This is a genomic window from Streptomyces sp. NPDC001204 (assembly GCF_053598035.1).
In genome coordinates, this window is the sequence record NZ_JBSFJL010000013.1 from 117,428 (window position 1) to 137,063 (window position 19,636).

Here is a 19,636-nt window from a genome sequence, read left to right on the forward strand (position 1 = left end):
GGACGGCGCACGGCGCCTCCGCACGGCGGTGGCGCGGCCTCCAGCTTGCCGCCCACCACTGACAATGCCCTCGCGCTACGCGCCGGTTCGCCCACTCAGCTCAGGCGAATCAAACCCCGGGCGCCCCGTACCTTTGCGCCTGGCCCGGTTCCCGCGCGGGCCGTCCCCCCCACCCGTCGCCCCAGGTGACTGAGGGACGCCTCGATCCGTCCGGCCGGACGTCGCGCCGCACCGGCGCGCGCAGGGACGAACCCGCCAGCCGCGTACGGCACTTGTCGTCCGGCGGCAGCCGGAGGCCTCCGCCGCCGCCCGAGGATCGCCAACTGGTGTTCATGGGCGGCGCGTTCCTCGACGAGGGCCAGGTCCTGGTCGGTCATGTCGAGCCACAGCCCGCGGCGGTTCCAGGAGGGAAGGCGGCCGTACGGAGGCGGACGGGCCGCCCGCGGCGCACGCCTCTCCCCGGCATCACTGCTCGGGCCGCTTGACACTCTCCAGAAGCATGTCCAGCCACTCGGCGACCTTGTCGCGGTGCTGGTCGGTGGGCAGCTGCGCGGCCCGCCAGGCGATCCCGCGCACGCCGTGGTCCTGGAGCAGCCGCTCCAACGGGTCGTCGGCGGCCGCGTCCGCCTCCCGCTCACGGTCGGCGAGCCGCTGGAGGAGTTCCTGCTCGGTGCGCTGAAGGGCCCCCGCGAGCGCCTCGGGGTCCTCGGCGGTGAGGAATCCGGCGTGCACCCGGAAGAAGCGCTGGATGGCGTCGCAGTGCTCCATGGTGGGGCGCCGGTCGCCGTTGATGAGGGCGCCCGCCTGCTGCCGGGACATGCCCGCGCCGTCGGCGATCTCCTGCTGGGTGTAGCGGCGTCCGTTGGGCTTGAGCCGGGTGCGGCGCAGCAGGTCGAGCCGTTGCAGGAAGCGTGCCTGCACGTCCGGCTCGCCCGCGGACCGGCCGCTCAGGAGGGTTCTGACCACGGGCTCCGGCACGCCGCTGGCCGCGGACAGGCGGCCGACGTCGAAGACCTCCGCCTGGGGCACGCCGAGCCGGTCGGCCAGCGACGTGACGCGTGCGACGACGGCCGGCAGCACGGCCGAGGCCGTGGCGCCCGGATCCTCGATGCCATCCGTCACCGACAGATCTCCTACGTCTCTCACAGGCTTCTCACAAAGGCGGGGTGCCGTGAACTTCCCGGAGAGTAACCGGTCGTTCGAACTCGCATCCAGGTCTCGCCACAACTGTGGCCAATTTCAGCCGTCAATCGGCATGGAATGCCACGATAGTTGACACGCCTCATGGAGGGGAAGCAGGATCAAGGCGCCGCGTGAAGGCCGCAGAGGCAAGAGGGGTGACCTCCCGATGGCACATCAGGCAGGAGGGCAGCGGCCTGCGCCGCGGTCCGTCCCCGTTCGTTCCGAGGCGCAGGCCTACCTCCGGGACTACACCACGTTCCTGGAGGCCGTCCCCTTCCCGTCCCTCGTCGTCGATCACGCCTGGGACGTGGTCCTGACCAACAGCGCTTTCACGTCACTCTTCCGTGGCGTCGGCCCGCATCCGACGGCCATGCCGGGCGACAACTTCCTCCGGTTCGTCCTGTTCCACCCGGACGCGGGCACGGTCCTCGGCGAGCACGAGTCCCGCTGGTGCCTGCCGATGCTGGCGCACTTCGCCGCCACGGTGGAGCGCAGTGGCCACGACCACGGACTTCAGTCCATCCTCCAGGACATCGCCGAGGACCCCATCATGGAGGCCGCCTACCGGCAGGGGCTGCCGCACTGGCTCCGCGCGGTCGGCGAGACGGCGGTCGTCTCCGACGGCTCGGTGCGTCCCCTGCTGCACCCCGACCCGCGCTGGGGCGCCACCGAGTGCCGCATCATCGAGGAGACCCCGGCGACCCTCCAGGAGCTCGGCTACACCCGCCTCACCCTGGTGCTCCGCGAGGCCCGCCGTCCCGCGCCCGTGCGGCGCAGGACGGGTCGTGGCCGCCGTCCGGCCGGCCACCTGAGCGTGGTCTCGGCCCCGGAGGGCTGACCCGGCACCGTCGGCGTTCAGGTCGCCGACGGCGCCGGGCCGTCCCGGCTTTTGCCTCAGCGCCGTGGCCCACGTGGCATCCCGCCCAGCGGCGTGTCCATCCTGATCTGCTTGGATGCGCGGGTGACTGACGGGTTGCGTGACCTGATCGGGCCGCCATGGATCCCGTTCCGGCCGCGCGCGGTTCCCGTTCCGGCCGTCGCGGTCCCGTCCCCGACACCCTGGGCCCGGCCCGGTCACGAGGTCCTGATCACCAGGACGAGGGGCACGCCCCGGCACGGCACCAGGTGGTTTCCGTCGTGGGTTCTGGGGCGGCCCCGTTCCAGAACCGCCGAGAAGTCCGGGCCCCTGGTCAGGGAGCCGGCCAGGTGGGCCGGGTCGGCGGAGGCTGCCACACGGCCCCGGGCGTTCACCAGGTGGGCGGGGCCGGGTAGTTCGCGCAGCAGGGGCAGTACGGCCGCCTCGAAGTGCCGTAGATACACATCCGCCGCGGCCACGCCCGCGAACCGGCCCGCCACCTGGACCGGCGCGGACAGGGTCAGGCTGTACTCGTCGGAGCACAAGTAGTCGACGTAGGGCCCGGCCACGGCCCGCCGCCCGGTGTCACGGGGCAGGACGAACCAGTCCCAGTGCGTGTAGTCCGAGTACGCCGACTGCCGCGGATCCAGGTCGAGCAGCAGCGGCCGTACGTCCCCCCGCGCGGTGCACTGCCACCACTCCAGCCAGGCCGGCACGTCGGCAAGCAGCCCCGGCGCGGCGACGAAACCGGCGCCCGACACGAGCTCCTCGCGGCCCAGCCGCAGATGCAGCCCCGGCCGCAGCGCGGCGAGGTCGGCGCTCACCGGCGCGCGGCCCCCGGCGACCACCCGGGCCAGCAGATCCGCCGTCTCGGCGCGGGTCTCGGCGACCGCGCCGAAGACCGCCTCCAGCGTGCGGCCCACCCGCGCGGCGACACGCTCCCCGGCGCACGCGTCGCGGGTCACGGTCGCCGCCCCGGCGCGTACGCGGCTCGTGCTCATGGCGTCCTCCAGGGGGCAGGTCCGGACGCCGCGTCGTCAGAGGCCCAGCCGCACGGCGATGAGTCGCGCCGCCGACTCCTGGACGCACCGCTCCGCCAGCGTGCGGGCCGGATCACGGGCCCCATCCTGCACGGCGGAGACGACGGCGCGATGACGATCTGCGACTTCTTCACGATATTCGTCGTCGCCGAGCACCAGACAGAGCAGCGCGCCGACCTCCGTCTGGAGCGCGATCTGCTCCCGGGTGAGCCGCGCGGACTGCGCGGCCGCCGCCAGTTCCACATGGAACCGGCCGTAGACCCGGCTGCGGGCCGCCGCGTCCTCGGCAGCCGCCAGCTCCTCGACGGTACGCAGAAGCGGGCCCAGATCGCCGGACTCGGTGCGCTCCGCCGCCAGTCCGGCCGCCGCGCCCGACAAGGCGGCCCAGTGGTCGCTGAGGTCGCGCAGCTCCTCCGTGCCCCAGCCGCGCAGCCGGGTCTTCAGCCTTTCCTCGCCCGGAAGTTCGGGCAGGGAGACGAAGCTGCCGCCGCCGCGCCCCCGCCGGGTGGTGACCAGACCCTGCTGCCGCAGCGCCATCAGCGCCTCCCGCAGGGTCACCGTGGACACGCCGAGCTGCCCGGCCAGTTCGCTCTCGCCGGGCAGCTGCTCCCCCTCGGCGAGCAGACCGAGTTCGATGGCGTCGCCGATCCTGCGCACCACCGTGTCCACCCGCGCCCGGCTGTCCACCGGCGCGAAGACGACTCTGCGGGTGCCGGCCTCACCCGCGTCCACCGTCCCGCGCGGGCTCCCGGCGCCGTTCTCGACGTGTCCCTGCTTCACGGCCACCACCTTGCCAGTTGACCCAACTTTTACCCAGAGGCGGTCTTGAGCTTTGAACTATGACTTCATAGGTTTCCGATCAACGATCACGAGCGTCAGAAAGGTTCCCCATGAAGGGAGTTGCCGTCCGGCTGCAGGGCCTGCGCAGGACGTTCGGGGAGACGGCCGCCGTGGCCGGGGTCGACCTGGAGATCCGGGACGGGGAGTTCTTCTCGATGCTCGGCCCCTCAGGCTCGGGCAAGACCACGGTCCTGCGTCTGATCGCCGGCTTCGAGGCCCCGGACGCGGGCCGCGTCGAACTCGCCGGGCAGGAGGTCACCGGCCTCGCCCCCTTCGAACGGGACGTCCACACCGTCTTCCAGGACTACGCCCTCTTCCCGCACATGACCGTCGAGCAGAACGTCGGCTACGCCCTGAAGATCCGCAAGGTGCCGAAGGCCGAACGGCTCGTCCGCGCCCGCAAGGCCCTCGCCGAGGTGCGCCTCGACGGCTACGGCGGACGCCGCCCGGCCGAACTCTCCGGCGGCCAGCGCCAGCGCGTCGCCCTCGCCCGCGCCCTGGTCGGCCGCCCCCGCGTCCTGCTGCTCGACGAACCGCTCGGCGCCCTCGACCTCAAGCTGCGCGAGCAGATGCAGGTCGAACTCAAGGCGCTCCAGCGGGAGGTCGGCATCACCTTCGTGTTCGTCACCCACGACCAGGAGGAGGCCCTGACGATGAGCGACCGCATCGCCGTCTTCCACCAGGGCCGTGTCGAACAGGTCGGCACCCCCGCCGAGATCTACGAACGCCCGGCGACCCCGTTCGTCGCGTCCTTCGTCGGCACCTCCAACCTCCTCGAGGGCGAGTCGGCCCAGCGGATCCTCGGCATCCCCGGAACGCACAGCGTCCGGCCGGAGAAGATCCGCGTCCTGAAGGAGTCCGCCGTCGCCGACGAACCCGAGCAGGCGACCGCCACGGGCACCGTCGCCGAGGTCGTCTACCTGGGCGACTCCACCCGCTTCCTGGTCGACCTCGACACCGGCGGCCGCCTCACCGCACTCCAGCAGAACCTGGAGACCTCCGCCGAGGACGTCGCCGCCTACCGCGGCACCCGCGTACGGCTGGCATGGCACCGCCGCCACGCCGTCCAGGTCCCCGACGCCCGCTGAGCACCACACCCCCTCACCCATGGAGTACGTCGTGCGCCTGACCCGAACCCTCCAGACGGCCGCCGCCCTCACGCTGCTGCTCGCCGCCACCGCGTGCGGTTCCTCCGACTCGGGGAGCGGTACCTCCGCGACCGGCCTCAACCCTCCCGACCTCAAGGCGCAGTCCGAACTCGGGAAGACCGAGGGCCGGGTCAACGTGATCGCCTGGGCCGGCTACGTCGAGGACGGCTCCAACGACCCCAAGGTCGACTGGGTCGGCGACTTCGAGAAGCAGACCGGCTGCCAGGTCCACTCCAAGGTCGCCGCCAGCTCCGACGAGATGGTCAAGCTGATGAAGACGGGGGAGTACGACACCGTGTCCGCCTCCGGCGACGCCTCCCTGCGTCTGATCGCCTCCGGTGACGCCGCCCCGGTCAACACCGCCCTCGTACCCAACTACAAGGACGTGTTCGACGACCTGAAGATGCAGGCCTGGAACTCCGTCAAGGGCAAGGCCTACGGCATCCCGCACGGCCGCGGCGCCAACCTGCTGATGTACAACACCGAGAAGGTGCGGCCCGCGCCCACCTCCTGGTCGGCCGTCTTCGACGACGCGTCGAAGTACAAGGGCCACGTCACGGCCTACGACTCGCCCATCTACATCGCCGACGCCGCCCTGTATCTCAAGGCCACCAGGCCCGAGTTGAAGATCAAGGACCCGTACGCCCTCGACCAGAAGCAGTTCGACGCCGCCGTCGCCCTGCTGAAGAAGCAGAACGCCGACGTCGGCGAGTACTGGGGCGACTACCTCAAGGAGGTCTCCGCCTTCAAGAGCGGGGACTCCCTGGTCGGCGCCACCTGGCAGGTCATCGTGAACCTCGCCGCCTCCGAGGGCGCCAAGGTGAAGGCGTTCGTGCCGAAGGAGGGCGCGACCGGCTGGTCAGACACCTGGATGATCTCCGCCAAGGCCAAGCACCCCAACTGCGCCTACAAGTGGCTGGACTGGATCGTCTCCCCGAAGACCAACGCCCAGGTGGCCGAGTACTTCGGCGAGGCCCCCGCCAACGCCAAGGCCTGCGAGCAGACCAGCGACAAGGACTTCTGCGCCACCTACCACGCGGCCGACACCGCCTACTGGAAGCAGGTCGCCTTCTGGAACACGCCGATCCCGCAGTGCCTGGACGGCCGCACGGACGTCACCTGCGTGCCGTACGCCAAGTGGGTACAGGCCTGGACCGAGATCAAGGGCTGAACCATGACCGTCACCGCCCAGGCCGCCGGACGGCAAGGCTCCAGGGCCACCGTCCGGCGGCTGGCCGGGATGCTGCACCGCCGCCCCCGGCTGCGTCTCTCCCTGCTGCTGACCGCCCCGCTGCTGTGGCTGGCCGTGCTGTACCTCGGCTCGCTGACCGTGCTCTTCCTCTCCGCCTTCTGGACGACGAACGCCTTCACCTCCGAGGTCGTCCAGGTCTGGTCGGTGGACAACTTCCGTGCCCTGCTCACGACTTCCGTCTTCCACCAGGTGGTCCTGCGCAGCGTCGGCGTGGCCCTGGCGGTCACCGCCCTGTGCGCGGTGATCGCCTTCCCGCTCGCCTTCTTCACCGCGCGCCTCGCCCGGCCCCGGTGGCGCCCCCTGCTGGTGGTCGCCATCCTCACGCCGCTGTGGGCGAGTTACCTGGTCAAGGTGTACGCCTGGCGGCTGATCCTGTCCCAGGGCGGGCTCGCGGACTGGATGCTGAAGCCGTTCGGGCTGAGCGGCCCCGGTTTCGGCCTGCCGGCCGCCCTCCTCACCCTGACCTACCTCTGGCTGCCGTACATGATCCTGCCGATCCACACCGCGCTGGGGCAGTTGCCGGGCAACCTGCTCGACGCCTCCGCCGACCTCGGGGCGCGCCCCTGGCGCACCTTCCGGTCGGTGGTGCTGCCGATGGTGCTGCCGGCGGTCGCCGCCGGGTCGGTCTTCACCTTCTCGCTCAGCCTCGGCGACTACATCACCGTGCAGATCGTCGGCGGCAAGACCCAGCTGATCGGCAACCTCGTCTACTCCAACATCGAACTCAACCTGCCCATGGCCGCCGCGCTCGGCACGGTGCCCGTCGTCGTCATCGTGCTCTATCTGCTGGCGATGCGGCGCACCGGCGCCCTCAGCAGCCTCTGACCGTCCTCGGCAGCCTTCCCAGGGGGGTGTACCACGTCATGCAGCTCTCCCGTGGCGCGCGCGTCGCGCTGCGTGCCGCCGCAGCCTTCGGCTTCGCGGTGATCTACGTCCCGCTCCTGCTGGTCCTCGTCAACTCCCTCAACCCGGACCGCAGCTCCAGCTGGCCTCCGCCCGGCCTGACCCTGCACTGGTGGTCGGTGGCCTGGGGCAACTCGGGGGCGCGGGAGGCCGTCTGGGTCTCGGTGAAGGCGGGTCTGGGCGCCACCGTGATCGCCCTGGTCCTCGGCACGCTCATCGCCTTCGCGGTGGCCCGGCACCGCTTCTTCGGCCGCGACACCCTCTCCTTCGTGGTCGTCCTGCCGATCGCGCTGCCCGGCATCGTCACCGGCATCGCCCTGAACTCCGCCTTCTCCACGGTGCTCCGGCCGCTCGGCGTCGGCCTCGGCCTGTTCACCGTGGTCGTCGGGCACGCCACCTTCTGCATCGTCGTCGTCTTCAACAACGTCGTGGCCCGGCTGCGCCGGACCTCCGGCTCCTACGAGGAGGCGGCGATGGACCTCGGTGCGAACACCTTCCGCGCCTTCGCCGACGTCACCTTCCCTCTGGTCCGCTCGGCCCTGTTCGCCGGGGGTCTGCTCGCCTTCGCCCTGTCCTTCGACGAGGTCGTGGTCACCACCTTCACCGCAGGACCCGGCGTCGAGACCCTGCCCATCTGGATCTTCAACAACATGACCAGACCCCAACAGGCCCCCGTGGTGAACGTCGTGGCGGCCGTACTGGTCCTGCTCTCCGTCGTCCCGATCTACATAGCCCAGCGCCTGTCGTCGGACACGGCGACGGAGAGCAGGATCTAGTGCCCCGACAGGCAACGTTCGCCCCGTCTCGACGCCCGGCACGCACTCTCGCCGCACCGCCCGAAAGCCCAAGTACATCCAGTACGAGGACTTCCGGCCGGCACGCCGAGAGCACGCACCGGACGCCGCTCCTTGACGGGCAAACGTTGCCTGCCGCGGCACTAGTGCTGCGACCGGCAAGGTTCACCGGTTCGCGGCGCCCGGCACGGCACCTCGCCGCGTTGTCGCATCACCCGAGTACATCCAGTACGCGGGCGATGCTCCGCCTTGCGATGCTTCCTCACGGCCTGAACGGCGTGAGAGGTACCCCCAGCACCGGACGCCGCGAGCTTCCCGGCACACCTTTCCGGTCGCAGCACTAGCAGGGCAGGGCCGGCCGTCCTTTACGCAAGCAGCTTGCGTTTCTTGCGCTACGCTTGCGTGTATGACGCGACGACTTGCGGAAGTGGCGAAGAAGGTCGGGGTCAGTGAGGCCACGGTCAGCCGGGTGCTCAACGGGAAGCCCGGAGTGTCCGACGCCACCCGGCAGGCGGTGCTCTCCGCCCTGGACGTGCTCGGGTACGAGCGGCCCACGCAGTTGCGCGGCGAGCGGGCCCGGCTGGTGGGCCTGGTCCTGCCCGAGCTGCAGAACCCGATCTTCCCGGCCTTCGCCGAGGCCATCGGCGGCGCGCTGGCGCAGCTCGGGCTCACCCCGGTGCTGTGCACCCAGACCAAGGGCGGGGTCTCCGAGGCGGACTACGTGGAGCTGCTGCTGCAACAGCAGGTCTCCGGCGTCGTGTTCGCCGGCGGGCTGTACGCCCAGGCGGACGCGCCGCACGACCACTACCGGCGGCTCGCGGACCGCAACATCCCCGTGGTGCTGGTCAACGCGGCCATCGAGGACCTCGGGTTCCCCGCGGTGTCCTGCGACGACGCGGTCGCCGTGGAGCAGGCCTGGCGCCATCTCGCCTCCCTCGGGCACGAGCGGATCGGGCTGGTGCTCGGGCCGGGCGACCACATGCCGTCGGCGCGGAAGCTGGCGGCGGCCCGCGCCCTCGCGGGCGAGCTGCCCGAGGAGTGCGTGGCCCGGGCGATCTTCTCCATCGAGGGCGGCCACGCGGCCGGGGCCAAGCTGATCGACCGCGGGGTCACCGGCATCATCTGCGCCAGCGACCCGCTCGCACTGGGCGTCGTAAGGGCCGCCCGGCGCAAGGGACTCGACGTGCCCGCCCGGATCTCCGTCGTGGGCTACGACGACTCCGCGCTGATGAACTGCACGGAACCGCCGCTCACCACCGTGCGCCAGCCCATCGAGTCGATGGGCAAGGCGGCGGTCGAGCTGCTCAACGCGCAGATCGGCGGCACCTCCGTACCGGCCGACGAGCTGCTGTTCGAGCCGGAACTGGTGGTCCGCGGCTCCACCGCGCAAGCGCCGCGTGTCTGAGATCCAATAGATCCTCTCTCCTGTCAAATAATTACAGATTCTGCGCGACATCTTGCGAAGCGGTGTCGCCGGTGCTTGAGTGTGCGGCGCCCACAGCTCCTGTCCAGAGGGGTCCACCGATGTCAAGCACCGGCTTCCGCCGCACCTTTGTGGCGATCGGCGTCTGTTCCTCCCTTGCTCTCGTCGCCACGGCCTGCGGGTCGTCGGACGACGAGTCGTCCGGCGGCAAGACCCGCATCACCGTCAACTGCGAGCCGCCCAAGAGCGCCAAGGTCGACCGGAAGTTCTTCGAGGAGGACATCGCCTCCTTCGAGAAGCGGAACCCGCACATCGACGTCGTCGCGCACGACGCCTTCCCCTGCCAGGACCCGAAGACGTTCGACGCCAAGCTGGCCGGCGGCCAGATGGAGGACGTCTTCTACACCTACTTCACCGACGCCAAGCACGTCGTGGACATCAACCAGGCCGCCGACCTCACCCCGTACGTCAAGGAGCTGAAGAGCTACGACACCATCCAGCAGCAGCTGCGCGACATCTACACCATCGACGGGAAGATCTACGGCATCCCGCGCACCGGCTACTCGATGGGCCTGATCTACAACCGCAAGCTCTTCGAGAAGGCGGGCCTCGACCCCGACAAGCCGCCGGCCACCTGGGAGGAGGTCCGCGCCGCCGCCAAGAAGATCGCCGGGCTCGGCGGCGGCACCGTCGGCTACGCCGACTACAGCGCCCAGAACCAGGGCGGCTGGCACTTCACCGCCGAGCTGTACTCGCAGGGCGGCGACGTCGTCGACGCAGACGGCAAGAAGGCCACCGTCGACACCGCCGAGGGCCACGCCGTGCTCCAGAACCTGCACGACATGCGCTGGACCGACGACTCGATGGGCAGCAAGCAGCTCCTCATCATCAACGACGTGCAGCAGATGATGGGTTCGGGCAAGCTCGGCATGTACCTCTCCGCCCCCGACAACATCCCGATCCTGGTCAAGGAGAAGGGCGGCAACTACAAGGACCTGGCCCTCGCCCCGATGCCCGGCGGCAAGGGCACGCTCATCGGCGGCGACGGCTACATGTTCAACAAGAAGGACACGCCCGAGCAGATCCGCGCCGGCCTCAAGTGGCTCGACCACATGTTCCTCACCCCGGGCTCCGGCTTCCTCGGTGACTACGCCCGCGCCAAGAAGAACGACGGCCCGGTCGGCCTGCCCGAGCCGCGCCTGTTCACCGGCGCCGCCGACGCCAAGGACCAGGAGGTCAAGAAGGCCAACGCGAACGTCCCGGTGGAGAACTACCAGGCCTTCCTCGACGGCAACAAGAACCTCCAGCTGAAGATCGAGCCGCCGAACGCCCAGCAGATCTACTCCGTCCTCGACGGCGTCGTCTCCGCCGTCCTCACCAAGAGGGACGCCGACATCGACCAGCTCCTCAAGGACGCCTCCGGCAAGATCGACAGCATCCTGGCCCGGAGCTGACGGCGATGACGAAGACGGCAGCGCGGCGATCCGCCCCCGCGGTCGCCGTACGCCCCCTCCCGGCGCCGCCCCCGGCAGGGGACCGGAGGCGGCGGCGACTGCGCGACCAGCTCCACGCCTACGGATTCCTCCTCGGCGGCCTCGTCTGCTTCGCCCTGTTCTCCTGGTACCCGGCGATCCGCGCGGTCGTGATCGCCTTCCAGAAGTACACGCCGGGTTCCGAGCCCGAGTGGGTCGGCACCGCGAACTTCACCCGTGTCCTGCACGACCCGGAGTTCACGGCGGCCTGGCGCAACACGCTCACCTTCACGCTGCTGGCCCTGCTCATCGGCTTCGCCGTCCCGTTCGCCCTCGCCCTGGTCCTCAACGAACTCCGCCACGCCAAGGCCTTCTTCCGGGTCGTGGTCTATCTGCCGGTGATGATCCCGCCGGTGGTGAGCGCCCTGCTGTGGAAGTGGTTCTACGACCCAGGCGCCGGCCTCGCCAACGAGGCGCTGCGCTTCCTGCACCTGCCCACCTCGAACTGGACCAACGGCACCGACACAGCCCTGGTCTCCCTGGTGATCGTGGCGACCTGGGCCAACATGGGCGGCACCGTCCTGATCTACCTTGCCGCGCTCCAGTCCATCCCCGGCGAGCTGTACGAGGCCGCCGAACTGGACGGCGCGAACCTCCTCCAGCGCATCCGGCACGTGACGATCCCACAGACCAGGTTCGTCATTTTGATGCTGATGCTCCTTCAGATCATCGCCACCATGCAGGTGTTCACGGAGCCGTTCGTCATCACGGGCGGCGGCCCGGAGAACGCCACGGTCACCGTCCTCTACCTCATCTACAAGTACGCCTTCCTCTACAACGACTTCGGCGGGGCCTGCGCGCTCAGCGTGATGCTCCTGGTCCTGCTCGGCGCGTTCTCCGCCGTCTATCTGCGGCTCACCCGCTCCGAGGGGGACGCATGAGCACCCGGACCCTGATCTCCCCGGCCGTCCTGGCCCGCCCGCGCGGCAAGGCCGTCTACTGGACCGTGTTCACCGGTGTCGTCCTGCTCTTCGCGCTCGCCTTCCTCTTCCCGGTCTACTGGATGGCGACCGGCGCGATGAAGTCGCCGGACGAGGTCGCGCAGACCCCGCCCACCCTGCTGCCGAAGCGCTGGCACCTCGACGGCTTCACCGACGCCTGGGACCTGATGCAGCTGCCGCAACACCTGTGGAACACGGTGGTACAGGCCGCCGGCGCCTGGGTGTTCCAGCTGGTGTTCTGCACCGCCGCCGCCTACGCCCTGTCCAAGCTGAGACCCGCCTTCGGCAAGGTGGTCCTCGGCGGCATCCTGGCCACCCTCATGGTCCCGGCCCAGGCCCTCGTCGTACCGAAGTACCTGACGGTCGCCGATCTGCCCCTGATCCACACGAGCCTGCTCAACGACCCCCTCGCGATCTGGCTGCCCGCCGTCGCCAACGCCTTCAACCTCTACCTCCTCAAACGGTTCTTCGACCAGCTCCCGCGGGACGTGCTGGAGGCCGCCGAGATCGACGGCGCCGGACGGCTGCGCATCCTGTGGTCCGTGGTGCTGCCCATGTCCCGGCCGGTCCTCGGCGTGGTCTCGATCTTTGCCCTGGTCGCCGTGTGGCAGGACTTCCTGTGGCCGCTGATGGTCTTCTCCGACACCGGCAAGCAGCCGATCAGCGTGGCCCTCGTCCAGCTGTCGCAGAACATCCAACTGACCGTGCTGGTCGCCGCGATGGTGATCGCCAGCATTCCGATGGTCGCCCTGTTCCTCGTCTTCCAGCGGCACATCATCGCCGGGATCAGCGCCGGCGGCACCAAGGGCTGACACGGCCCCCTCGACAGAAAGGCACGCACTGTGGGACAGCCCACCCATGCCCGGAAGCAGACCGACTGGTGGCGCTCCGCCGTCATCTACCAGATCTACGTGCGCAGTTTCGCGGACGGCGACGGGAACGGCACCGGCGACCTTGCCGGAGTCCGCGCGAAGCTCCCGTACCTCGCCGAACTCGGCGTCGACGCCCTGTGGTTCAACCCGTGGTACCTGTCGCCGATGAAGGACGGCGGCTACGACGTCGCCGACTACCGGGCGATCGACCCGGCCTTCGGAACCCTCGCCGAGGCGGAGAAGCTGATCTTGGAGGCGCGGGAGCTGGGCATCCGCACCATCGTCGACGTCGTACCGAACCACGTCTCCGACCAGCACCCGTGGTTCCGCGCCGCGCTCGCCGCGCCGCCGGGCAGCCCGGAACGCGAGCTGTTCCACTTCCGCCCCGGACGCGGCCGGCACGGTGAACTGCCGCCCAACGACTGGCCGTCCCAGTTCGTCGGCTCCACCGAACCGGTGTGGACCCGGCTGCCCGACGGCGACTGGTACCTGCACCTGTTCACGCCCGAGCAGCCCGACCTCAACTGGGCCCACCCGGCGGTCCGCCAGGAGCACGAGGACATCCTGCGCTTCTGGTTCGAGCGGGGCGTCGCCGGCGTCCGCATCGACTCGGCCGCCCTGCTCGCCAAGGACCCAGCGCTGCCGGACTTCGTCGAGGGCCGCGATCCCCACCCGTTCGTCGACCGCGACGAACTCCACGACGTCTACCGCTCCTGGCGGGCCGTGGCCAACGCCTACGAGGGCGTCTTCGTCGGCGAGGTGTGGCTGCCCGACCCGGAGCGTTTCGCCCGCTACCTGCGCCCCGACGAACTCCACACCGCCTTCAACTTCTCGTTCCTGTCCTGTCCCTGGGACGCCGGTCGGCTGCGGGACTCGATCGACACGACGCTCGCCGAGCACGCCCCGGTGGGAGCGCCCGCCACCTGGGTGCTGTGCAACCACGACGTCACCCGCACGGTCACCCGCTACGGCCGCGCCGACACCGGCTTCGACTTCGCCGCCAAGGCCTTCGGCACCCCCACCGACCTGTCCCTCGGCACCCGGCGGGCCCGCGCGGCCGCGCTGCTGTCCCTCGCCCTGCCCGGCGCGGTCTACGTGTACCAGGGCGAGGAACTCGGCCTGCCCGAGGCCGACATCCCCCTCGACCGCGTCGAGGACCCGATGCACTTCCGCTCCGGCGGCACCGACCCCGGCCGCGACGGCTGCCGGGTCCCGCTGCCGTGGGCGGCCGACGCGCCCCACGCCGGCTTCGGCTCCCACGAGGAACCGTGGCTGCCGCAGCCCGCCGACTGGCCCGCGTACGCCGTCGACCGGCAGCAGAGCGACCCCTCCTCCATGCTCACCCTCTACCGCGAGGCGATCCGCCTCCGCCCGGCCTTCGGCGACGCCCCCCTGACCTGGCTGCCCGCCCCCGAAGGCGTCCTCGCCTTCACCCGCGCCGACGGCACGACCTGTGTCGTCAACCTCGCGGCCACCCCCGCCGAACTCCCCGGACACACAGAACTCCTGCTGAGCAGCGGCCCGTTGGACGAGACCGGCCGCCTCCCGCAGGACACGGCGGTCTGGCTGCGCGCCTGAGTCCACGCAGCCCGGCCGCCGCGACGCACCGCGCTATCCCCGTATCCCCCACCACGAAGGGATCAGCACATGCACGCGAACACCAGGGCCAGATCAGCCCGGCGCCTGCCGGCCATCGGGGCGAGCGTCGCCCTCGCCGCCGGCATGCTCGTCACCCTCGGCGCACCCGCCGCCCACGCCGCGGCGGGCGCCACCCTGCCCTTCACCTCGGTCGAGGCCGAGTCCGCGACCACGAGCGGGACCAGGATCGGGCCCGACTACACCCAGGGCACCCTCGCCTCCGAGGCCTCCGGACGCCAGGCCGTCCGGCTGGCCACCGGGCAGCGTGTGGAGTTCACCGTGCCGCGCGCCGCCAACGCCGTGAACGTCTCCTACAGCGTCCCCGACGGCCAGTCCGGCACGCTCAACGTGTACGTCAACGGCACGAAACTGAGCAAGACGCTCGCGGTCACCTCGAAGTACTCCTACGTCGACACCGGCTGGATCGCCGGCGCCAAGACGCACCACTTCTTCGACAACACGCGGCTGCTGCTGGGACAGAACGTCCAGCCCGGCGACAAGGTCGCCGTGGAGGCCGCGAACGTCCAGGTCACCGTGGACGTCGCCGACTTCGAGCAAGTGGCCGCGGCCGCCTCCCAGCCGGCCGGATCGGTCTCCGTCACCTCCAAGGGCGCCGACCCCAGCGGCCAGGGCGACTCCACCCAGGCCTTCCGGGACGCCATCTCCGCCGCGCAGGGCGGCGTGGTGTGGATCCCGCCGGGCGACTACCGGCTCACCTCCTCCCTCGGCGGCGTCCAGAACGTCACCCTCCAGGGCGCGGGAAGCTGGTACTCGGTCGTGCACACCTCCCGCTTCATCGACCAGTCCAGCTCCTCGGGCAACGTGCGCATCAAGGACTTCGCGGTCATCGGCGAGGTCACCGAACGCGTCGACTCCAGCCCCGACAACTTCGTCAACGGCTCGCTCGGACCGAACTCCTCCGTCTCCGGCATGTGGCTCCAGCACCTGAAGGTCGGCCTGTGGCTGACCGGCAACAACGACAACCTCGTCGTCGAGAACAGCCGCATCCTCGACACCACCGCCGACGGCCTCAACCTCAACGGCACCGCCAAGGGCGTGAAGGTCCGCAACAATTTCCTGCGCAACCAGGGCGACGACTCGCTCGCCATGTGGTCGCTGTACGGGCCGGACACCAACAGCAGCTTCGAGAACAACACCATCTCGCAGCCGAACCTCGCCAACGGCATCGCGATCTACGGCGGCACGGACATCACGGTGAAGGACAACCTGATCTCCGACACCAACGCCCTCGGCAGCGGCATCGCGATCTCCAACCAGAAGTTCCTCGACCCCTTCTCGCCGCTGGCCGGCACCATCACCGTCGACGGCAACACGCTCGTGCGCGCCGGCGCGATGAACCCCAACTGGAACCACCCGATGGGCGCGCTGCGCGTCGACTCCTACGACAGCGCCATCAACGCCACCGTGCGCATCACCAACACCACGATCACCGACAGCCCGTACAGCGCCTTCGAGTTCGTGTCGGGCGGAGGTTACGGGTATCCGGTCAAGGGCGTCACCGTCGACGGCGCGACCGTGAAGAACACCGGCACGGTCGTCGTCCAGGCCGAGGCACAGGGCGCGGCGACCTTCCGGGGCGTGACCGCCACCGGCGTGGGCGCGGCGGGCATCTACAACTGCCCCTACCCGGCCAACTCGGGCAGCTTCGCGCTGACCGACGGCGGCGGCAACTCCGGCTGGACCTCCACCTGGTCGGACTGCTCGACGTGGCCGCAGCCCGGCCAGGGCAACCCCGACCCCGACCCGGGCCGCAACCTCGCCAAGGGCCGGCCGGCCACCGCCACCGGCTCCCAGGACGTCTACACCCCGGGCAACGCGGTGGACGGGAACGCCAACACCTACTGGGAGTCCACCAACAACGCCTTCCCGCAGTCCTTGACGGTCGACCTGGGCTCGAACCAGGCGGTCCGCCGGCTGGTGCTGAAGCTGCCGCCGTCGTCGGCCTGGGGCGCCCGCACCCAGACGATCACCGTGCAGGGCAGCACCGACGGCTCGTCCTACTCCACCGTGGTCGGCTCCCAGGGCTACCGCTTCGACCCGGCGAGCGGCAACACGGCCACCGTGTCCCTGCCGAGCACCACCAACCTCCGCTGGCTCCGCCTGACGGTCAGCGCCAACACCGGCTGGCCCGCTGGCCAGTTCAGCGAAGTGGAGGCCTACCTGACCCCGTGACCGCAGGTGTCCCGCGCTTCGCCGCACGGAGCAGGGCCAGGCTCCGCCGCGCGCCGAAGCGCGGGACCACCCGTCCCGTCTCAACCCGGGGCGACGAACCCCGACTCGTACGCCGCGATGACCGCCTGCGTGCGGTCGCGGGCGCCGAGTTTCGCCAGCACGGAACTCACATGGGACTTGACGGTCTCGGTGCCCACCACCAGACGCGCGGCGATCTCCGTGTTCGACAGGCCGCGGGCCATGAGGCGCAGCACCTGCCCCTCCCGTTCGGTCAGCGCGGCGCGCTCCATGGCCGTCCGGGCCGCGGCGTTGCCGTGGTCCTCGCCGTACCGGGCGGCCAACTCCCGCAGTGCCGCCGGGAACAGCAGCGAGTCGCCCGCGGCCACCAGCCGTACCGCGTGCACGATCTCCGCCGGCCGCGCCCGCTTGAGCAGGAAGCCGTCGGCGCCCGCGCGCAGCGCCCCGTACACGTACTCGTCGTTCTCGAAGGTCGTCACCACCACGATCTTCGGCGGGTCCGGCACGGTGCGCAGCACGGCGCGGGTGGCCTCGATGCCGTCCATCAGCGGCATCCGAACGTCCATGGCCACGACGTCGGGGCGCAGTTGCCGCACCAGGGGGATCACGGCGGCCCCGTCGGCCGCCTCGCCCACCACCTCGATGTCCGGCTGCGCCTCCAGCACGGCGCGCAGGCCCGCCCGTACGAGCGGTTCGTCGTCGACGAGGAGAACGGTGATCGGCATCCGGTCAGCGTAGATCACCGCAGCGGCAGGTCGACGCGCACCAGCCACCATCCGTCGTCCTGCCCCGCCTTGGCCTCGCCGCCGAGCAGCGCCGCCCGCTCACGGATCCCGCGCAGCCCGCGGCCGCCACCCGCGCCGGCCGCCGAGGTCGCCCCGGTCAGCGGATTGCGCACCTCCAGCCGCAGCCGTGCCTGTTCCACGGCGATGCGTACGCGGACGTGGACGGGCCCCGCGTGCCGCAGCACGTTGGTGAGCGCCTCCTGGAGCATCCGGTAGCCCTCGCGGGAGACGGGCCCGGGCACGTCCTCCAGCGGCCCGGTCACCTCGGCGTCGACCCGCGCGCCCGAGGACCGCGCGGATTCCAGCAACCGGTCCGCCTCACCGAGAGCGGGACGGGGGCCGGCCGGCCGTCCCGTGTCCCGCAGCATGAGCAGGACCTGTTCCAGGTCCTCCAGCGCGGCCCGGCCGGTCTCCTCGATGGCCTCCAGCGCCCGGTCGGTGAACTCCGGGTCGGCGGCCGCCCGTGCGGCACCCGCCTGGACCACGGCCAGCGTCAGCGCGTGGCCGAGGGAGTCGTGCAACTCCTGCGCGATCCGGTTGCGTTCCAGCAGCCGCTCGGTGCGCTCCTCCAGCTCCGACAGACGCTCCCTGACCGACGGCCCGAGCAGGCGGCGGGCGGCCTGGGCCATGAGAGCACCCGCTCCGGCGGCCCCCGCGAGCAGTACCAGCACGGGTACCGGTACGAGGAGGGCGCACCACCAGCCGTGCCCGGGAACCTGCAGGAGCGGGTCGGCGACGCTGGGATCCCCGAAGGCTCCGCCGACGAGCGACAGCGAGAGCGCCATCAACTGGCCCGACACCAGGGCGACCGCGAGCCCCGCCTCCATGCGCAGCACCATCCAGGCACCCGTTCTGGCCCGGTCGGTCCACGAGGTGGACGGCGCTGCGGAAACCTCCGGATCCTCGTCGCTCCGCACCCGCGCGTGCGGTCCGGGGAACAGCATCAGCCGCGCCTGGAGACCCTCCGCGCGGCGCATCGAGGGCACCATGGCCGAGGCCAGGACCAGCGGGACGGGAAGGACCGCGATCAGTGCCCAGTCGCCGGGCGTCGGGGCGACCAGGCCCGGGTAGACCATGGCGCAGACGAACGGCACGATCGCCCCTACCAGCAGGTGGAGCCAACGGGTGTAGGTGACCGCACGCGTCAGCGGCGACAGCAGGCCTGGCATGCCGTCATCCTGACAGAGCGGGCGGGACCGTCGGCTCCCCCGCACGGGGGAGGCAGTCTCCTCCCGCGGGGGAGGCCAGGCACCCGCCCGCGCGGCCACGCTGAGGTCATGAACAGCATCCACGTGCGAGGCCTCACCAAGGAGTACGGCGGCACCCGGGCCCTCGACCGTCTGACGTGCACCATCGAACCGGGCCGGGTCACCGGGTTCCTCGGCCCCAACGGCGCCGGGAAGTCCACCACCATGCGGCTCGTCCTCGGCCTCGACCGCCCCACCGCCGGCTCCGCCACCGTGGGTGGCCGCCCCTACACGGCCCTGGGCGAGCCCCTGCGCACCGTCGGCGCGCTGCTGGACGCGCAGGCGGCCCACGGTTCCCGTACCGCCCGCGACCAGCTGCGCTTCCTCGCCGTCAGCAACCGCATCCCGGCCCGTCGCGTGGACGAGGTGCTCCAGGAGACCGGTCTCGCCTCCGTGGCCGGCCGCCGCATCCGCGCCTTCTCCCTCGGCATGCGCCAGCGCCTCGGCGTCGCCGCCGCGCTCCTCGGGGACCCGCCCGTCCTCATGCTGGACGAACCCGCCAACGGCCTCGACCCGGAAGGGATCGTCTGGATCCGCGAGTTGCTGCGCCGGCTGGCTGGGGAAGGCCGCACGGTCCTGGTCTCCAGTCACCTGATGAACGAGACCGCGGCCTTCGCCGACCATCTCGTCGTGCTCGGCCGGGGCCGGCTCCTCGCCGACACCCCCATGGAGGACTTCATCGAACAGCACAGCCACCCGCGCGTCCGGGTGCGTGCCGGCGCGCCCGCCCGGCTGCGGGCCGTGCTGCTGGCCGAGGGATACACGGTGGCGGACGGCGACGGCGGCCCGCTGGTGGTCGACGGCGCCAGAGCCGAGCAGGTCGGAGCCGTCGCCGCCCGCGAAGGCATCCCAGTTCTCGAACTCAGCGACGAACGGGCCTCCCTGGAGCAGGCCTATCTCGCCCTCACGACCGGCGAGGCCGAGTTCGCCGCCGCGGCCGCCGTGTCCCCGACCACCCCGCAGGAGGTGTGA

17 protein-coding genes and 1 pseudogene are annotated in these 19,636 nt (G+C 71.0%); 12 read left to right on the forward strand and 6 right to left on the reverse strand.

Translation table 11 applies throughout. The features are described from left to right. Positions 1-308 precede the first annotated feature (308 nt). A pseudogene (locus ACWC91_RS19755) lies at positions 309-466 on the reverse strand (toxin-antitoxin system, toxin component); the annotation flags it as partial. Next, complete coding sequence (locus tag ACWC91_RS19760) at positions 466-1,122, reverse strand: helix-turn-helix domain-containing protein (RefSeq protein ID WP_225077803.1); 657 nt, start codon at positions 1,120-1,122, stop codon at positions 466-468. The gene ACWC91_RS19760 and the pseudogene ACWC91_RS19755, both read right to left, overlap by 1 nt. 226 nt (positions 1,123-1,348) lie before the next feature. Here ACWC91_RS19760 and ACWC91_RS19765 point away from each other — a divergent pair, with 226 nt between their 5' ends. Beyond that, on the forward strand, positions 1,349-2,020 hold the full coding sequence (locus ACWC91_RS19765; RefSeq protein ID WP_225077802.1) for an MmyB family transcriptional regulator: 672 nt from the start codon (positions 1,349-1,351) through the stop codon (positions 2,018-2,020). A 236-nt stretch (positions 2,021-2,256) separates the two neighbouring features. Here ACWC91_RS19765 and ACWC91_RS19770 read toward each other — a convergent pair whose 3' ends face one another. Both ACWC91_RS19770 and ACWC91_RS19775 read right to left on the reverse strand, forming a co-directional pair. Then, the gene (locus tag ACWC91_RS19770) at positions 2,257-3,039 is read right to left on the reverse strand and encodes a cache domain-containing protein (RefSeq protein WP_225077801.1); all 783 of its coding nucleotides are present in this window, start codon (positions 3,037-3,039) and stop codon (positions 2,257-2,259) included. 36 nt (positions 3,040-3,075) lie between these two features. Further along, positions 3,076-3,810, reverse strand: a complete 735-nt coding sequence (locus ACWC91_RS19775) for a FadR/GntR family transcriptional regulator (protein WP_225077912.1) — start codon at positions 3,808-3,810, stop codon at positions 3,076-3,078. A gap of 158 nt (positions 3,811-3,968) precedes the next feature. On the opposite strand from ACWC91_RS19775, the gene ACWC91_RS19780 reads away from it, so the two are divergent. The 10 genes from ACWC91_RS19780 (at position 3,969) to ACWC91_RS19825 (ending at position 16,614) form a co-directional block, all read left to right on the forward strand. Continuing rightward, positions 3,969-5,006, forward strand: coding sequence for an ABC transporter ATP-binding protein (locus tag ACWC91_RS19780; protein WP_225077800.1), 1,038 nt, complete (start codon positions 3,969-3,971; stop codon positions 5,004-5,006). A 31-nt stretch (positions 5,007-5,037) separates the two neighbouring features. Continuing rightward, positions 5,038-6,237 carry an ABC transporter substrate-binding protein gene (locus ACWC91_RS19785; protein WP_450639961.1) on the forward strand — a complete coding sequence of 400 codons (1,200 nt, stop codon included), beginning with the start codon at positions 5,038-5,040 and terminating at the stop codon, positions 6,235-6,237. A gap of 3 nt (positions 6,238-6,240) precedes the next feature. Next, a complete protein-coding gene (locus tag ACWC91_RS19790) occupies positions 6,241-7,143 on the forward strand; it encodes an ABC transporter permease (protein WP_281156290.1) in 903 nt (300 codons plus the stop codon). Between the two features lie 38 nt (positions 7,144-7,181). Beyond that, positions 7,182-7,997, forward strand: coding sequence for an ABC transporter permease (locus ACWC91_RS19795; RefSeq protein ID WP_450639962.1), 816 nt, complete (start codon positions 7,182-7,184; stop codon positions 7,995-7,997). Positions 7,998-8,421: 424 nt separating this feature from the next. Beyond that, the gene (locus ACWC91_RS19800; RefSeq protein WP_225077796.1) at positions 8,422-9,420 is read left to right on the forward strand and encodes a LacI family DNA-binding transcriptional regulator; all 999 of its coding nucleotides are present in this window, start codon (positions 8,422-8,424) and stop codon (positions 9,418-9,420) included. A gap of 119 nt (positions 9,421-9,539) precedes the next feature. Next, a complete protein-coding gene (locus ACWC91_RS19805) occupies positions 9,540-10,892 on the forward strand; it encodes an ABC transporter substrate-binding protein (RefSeq protein WP_450639963.1) in 1,353 nt (450 codons plus the stop codon). 5 nt (positions 10,893-10,897) lie between these two features. Then, entirely contained in the window at positions 10,898-11,851 is a 954-nt protein-coding gene (locus tag ACWC91_RS19810; protein WP_225077794.1) for a carbohydrate ABC transporter permease, read from the forward strand. Then, positions 11,848-12,723: a carbohydrate ABC transporter permease gene (locus ACWC91_RS19815; RefSeq protein ID WP_225077793.1), complete on the forward strand. Its 876-nt coding sequence runs from the start codon at positions 11,848-11,850 to the stop codon at positions 12,721-12,723. Before ACWC91_RS19810 ends, ACWC91_RS19815 begins: the two co-directional genes overlap by 4 nt. Positions 12,724-12,753: 30 nt before the next feature. Continuing rightward, a complete protein-coding gene (locus ACWC91_RS19820) occupies positions 12,754-14,361 on the forward strand; it encodes a glycoside hydrolase family 13 protein (protein ID WP_450639966.1) in 1,608 nt (535 codons plus the stop codon). Positions 14,362-14,430: 69 nt separating this feature from the next. Further along, positions 14,431-16,614, forward strand: coding sequence for a discoidin domain-containing protein (locus ACWC91_RS19825; protein ID WP_225077791.1), 2,184 nt, complete (start codon positions 14,431-14,433; stop codon positions 16,612-16,614). 80 nt (positions 16,615-16,694) lie between these two features. Here the strand turns inward: ACWC91_RS19825 and ACWC91_RS19830 are convergent, their stop codons facing one another. Both ACWC91_RS19830 and ACWC91_RS19835 read right to left on the reverse strand, forming a co-directional pair. Beyond that, positions 16,695-17,357, reverse strand: a complete 663-nt coding sequence (locus tag ACWC91_RS19830; protein ID WP_450639968.1) for a response regulator — start codon at positions 17,355-17,357, stop codon at positions 16,695-16,697. Positions 17,358-17,371: 14 nt separating this feature from the next. Then, a complete protein-coding gene (locus tag ACWC91_RS19835) occupies positions 17,372-18,586 on the reverse strand; it encodes a sensor histidine kinase (protein WP_450639969.1) in 1,215 nt (404 codons plus the stop codon). 108 nt (positions 18,587-18,694) lie between these two features. Between ACWC91_RS19835 and ACWC91_RS19840 the strand changes: the two genes are divergently transcribed. After that, a complete protein-coding gene (locus ACWC91_RS19840; protein ID WP_281156285.1) occupies positions 18,695-19,636 on the forward strand; it encodes an ABC transporter ATP-binding protein in 942 nt (313 codons plus the stop codon).

Coding starts and splice junctions, on each gene's coding strand:
- ACWC91_RS19765 (WP_225077802.1), top strand. CDS start 1,349: ATGGCACATCAGGCAGGAGGGCAGCGGCCTGCGCCGCGGTCCGTCCCC.
- ACWC91_RS19770 (WP_225077801.1), bottom strand. CDS start 3,039: ATGAGCACGAGCCGCGTACGCGCCGGGGCGGCGACCGTGACCCGCGAC.
- ACWC91_RS19780 (WP_225077800.1), top strand. CDS start 3,969: ATGAAGGGAGTTGCCGTCCGGCTGCAGGGCCTGCGCAGGACGTTCGGG.
- ACWC91_RS19790 (WP_281156290.1), top strand. CDS start 6,241: ATGACCGTCACCGCCCAGGCCGCCGGACGGCAAGGCTCCAGGGCCACC.
- ACWC91_RS19795 (WP_450639962.1), top strand. CDS start 7,182: ATGCAGCTCTCCCGTGGCGCGCGCGTCGCGCTGCGTGCCGCCGCAGCC.
- ACWC91_RS19800 (WP_225077796.1), top strand. CDS start 8,422: ATGACGCGACGACTTGCGGAAGTGGCGAAGAAGGTCGGGGTCAGTGAG.
- ACWC91_RS19805 (WP_450639963.1), top strand. CDS start 9,540: ATGTCAAGCACCGGCTTCCGCCGCACCTTTGTGGCGATCGGCGTCTGT.
- ACWC91_RS19810 (WP_225077794.1), top strand. CDS start 10,898: ATGACGAAGACGGCAGCGCGGCGATCCGCCCCCGCGGTCGCCGTACGC.
- ACWC91_RS19815 (WP_225077793.1), top strand. CDS start 11,848: ATGAGCACCCGGACCCTGATCTCCCCGGCCGTCCTGGCCCGCCCGCGC.
- ACWC91_RS19825 (WP_225077791.1), top strand. CDS start 14,431: ATGCACGCGAACACCAGGGCCAGATCAGCCCGGCGCCTGCCGGCCATC.
- ACWC91_RS19830 (WP_450639968.1), bottom strand. CDS start 17,357: ATGCCGATCACCGTTCTCCTCGTCGACGACGAACCGCTCGTACGGGCG.
- ACWC91_RS19835 (WP_450639969.1), bottom strand. CDS start 18,586: ATGCCAGGCCTGCTGTCGCCGCTGACGCGTGCGGTCACCTACACCCGT.
- ACWC91_RS19840 (WP_281156285.1), top strand. CDS start 18,695: ATGAACAGCATCCACGTGCGAGGCCTCACCAAGGAGTACGGCGGCACC.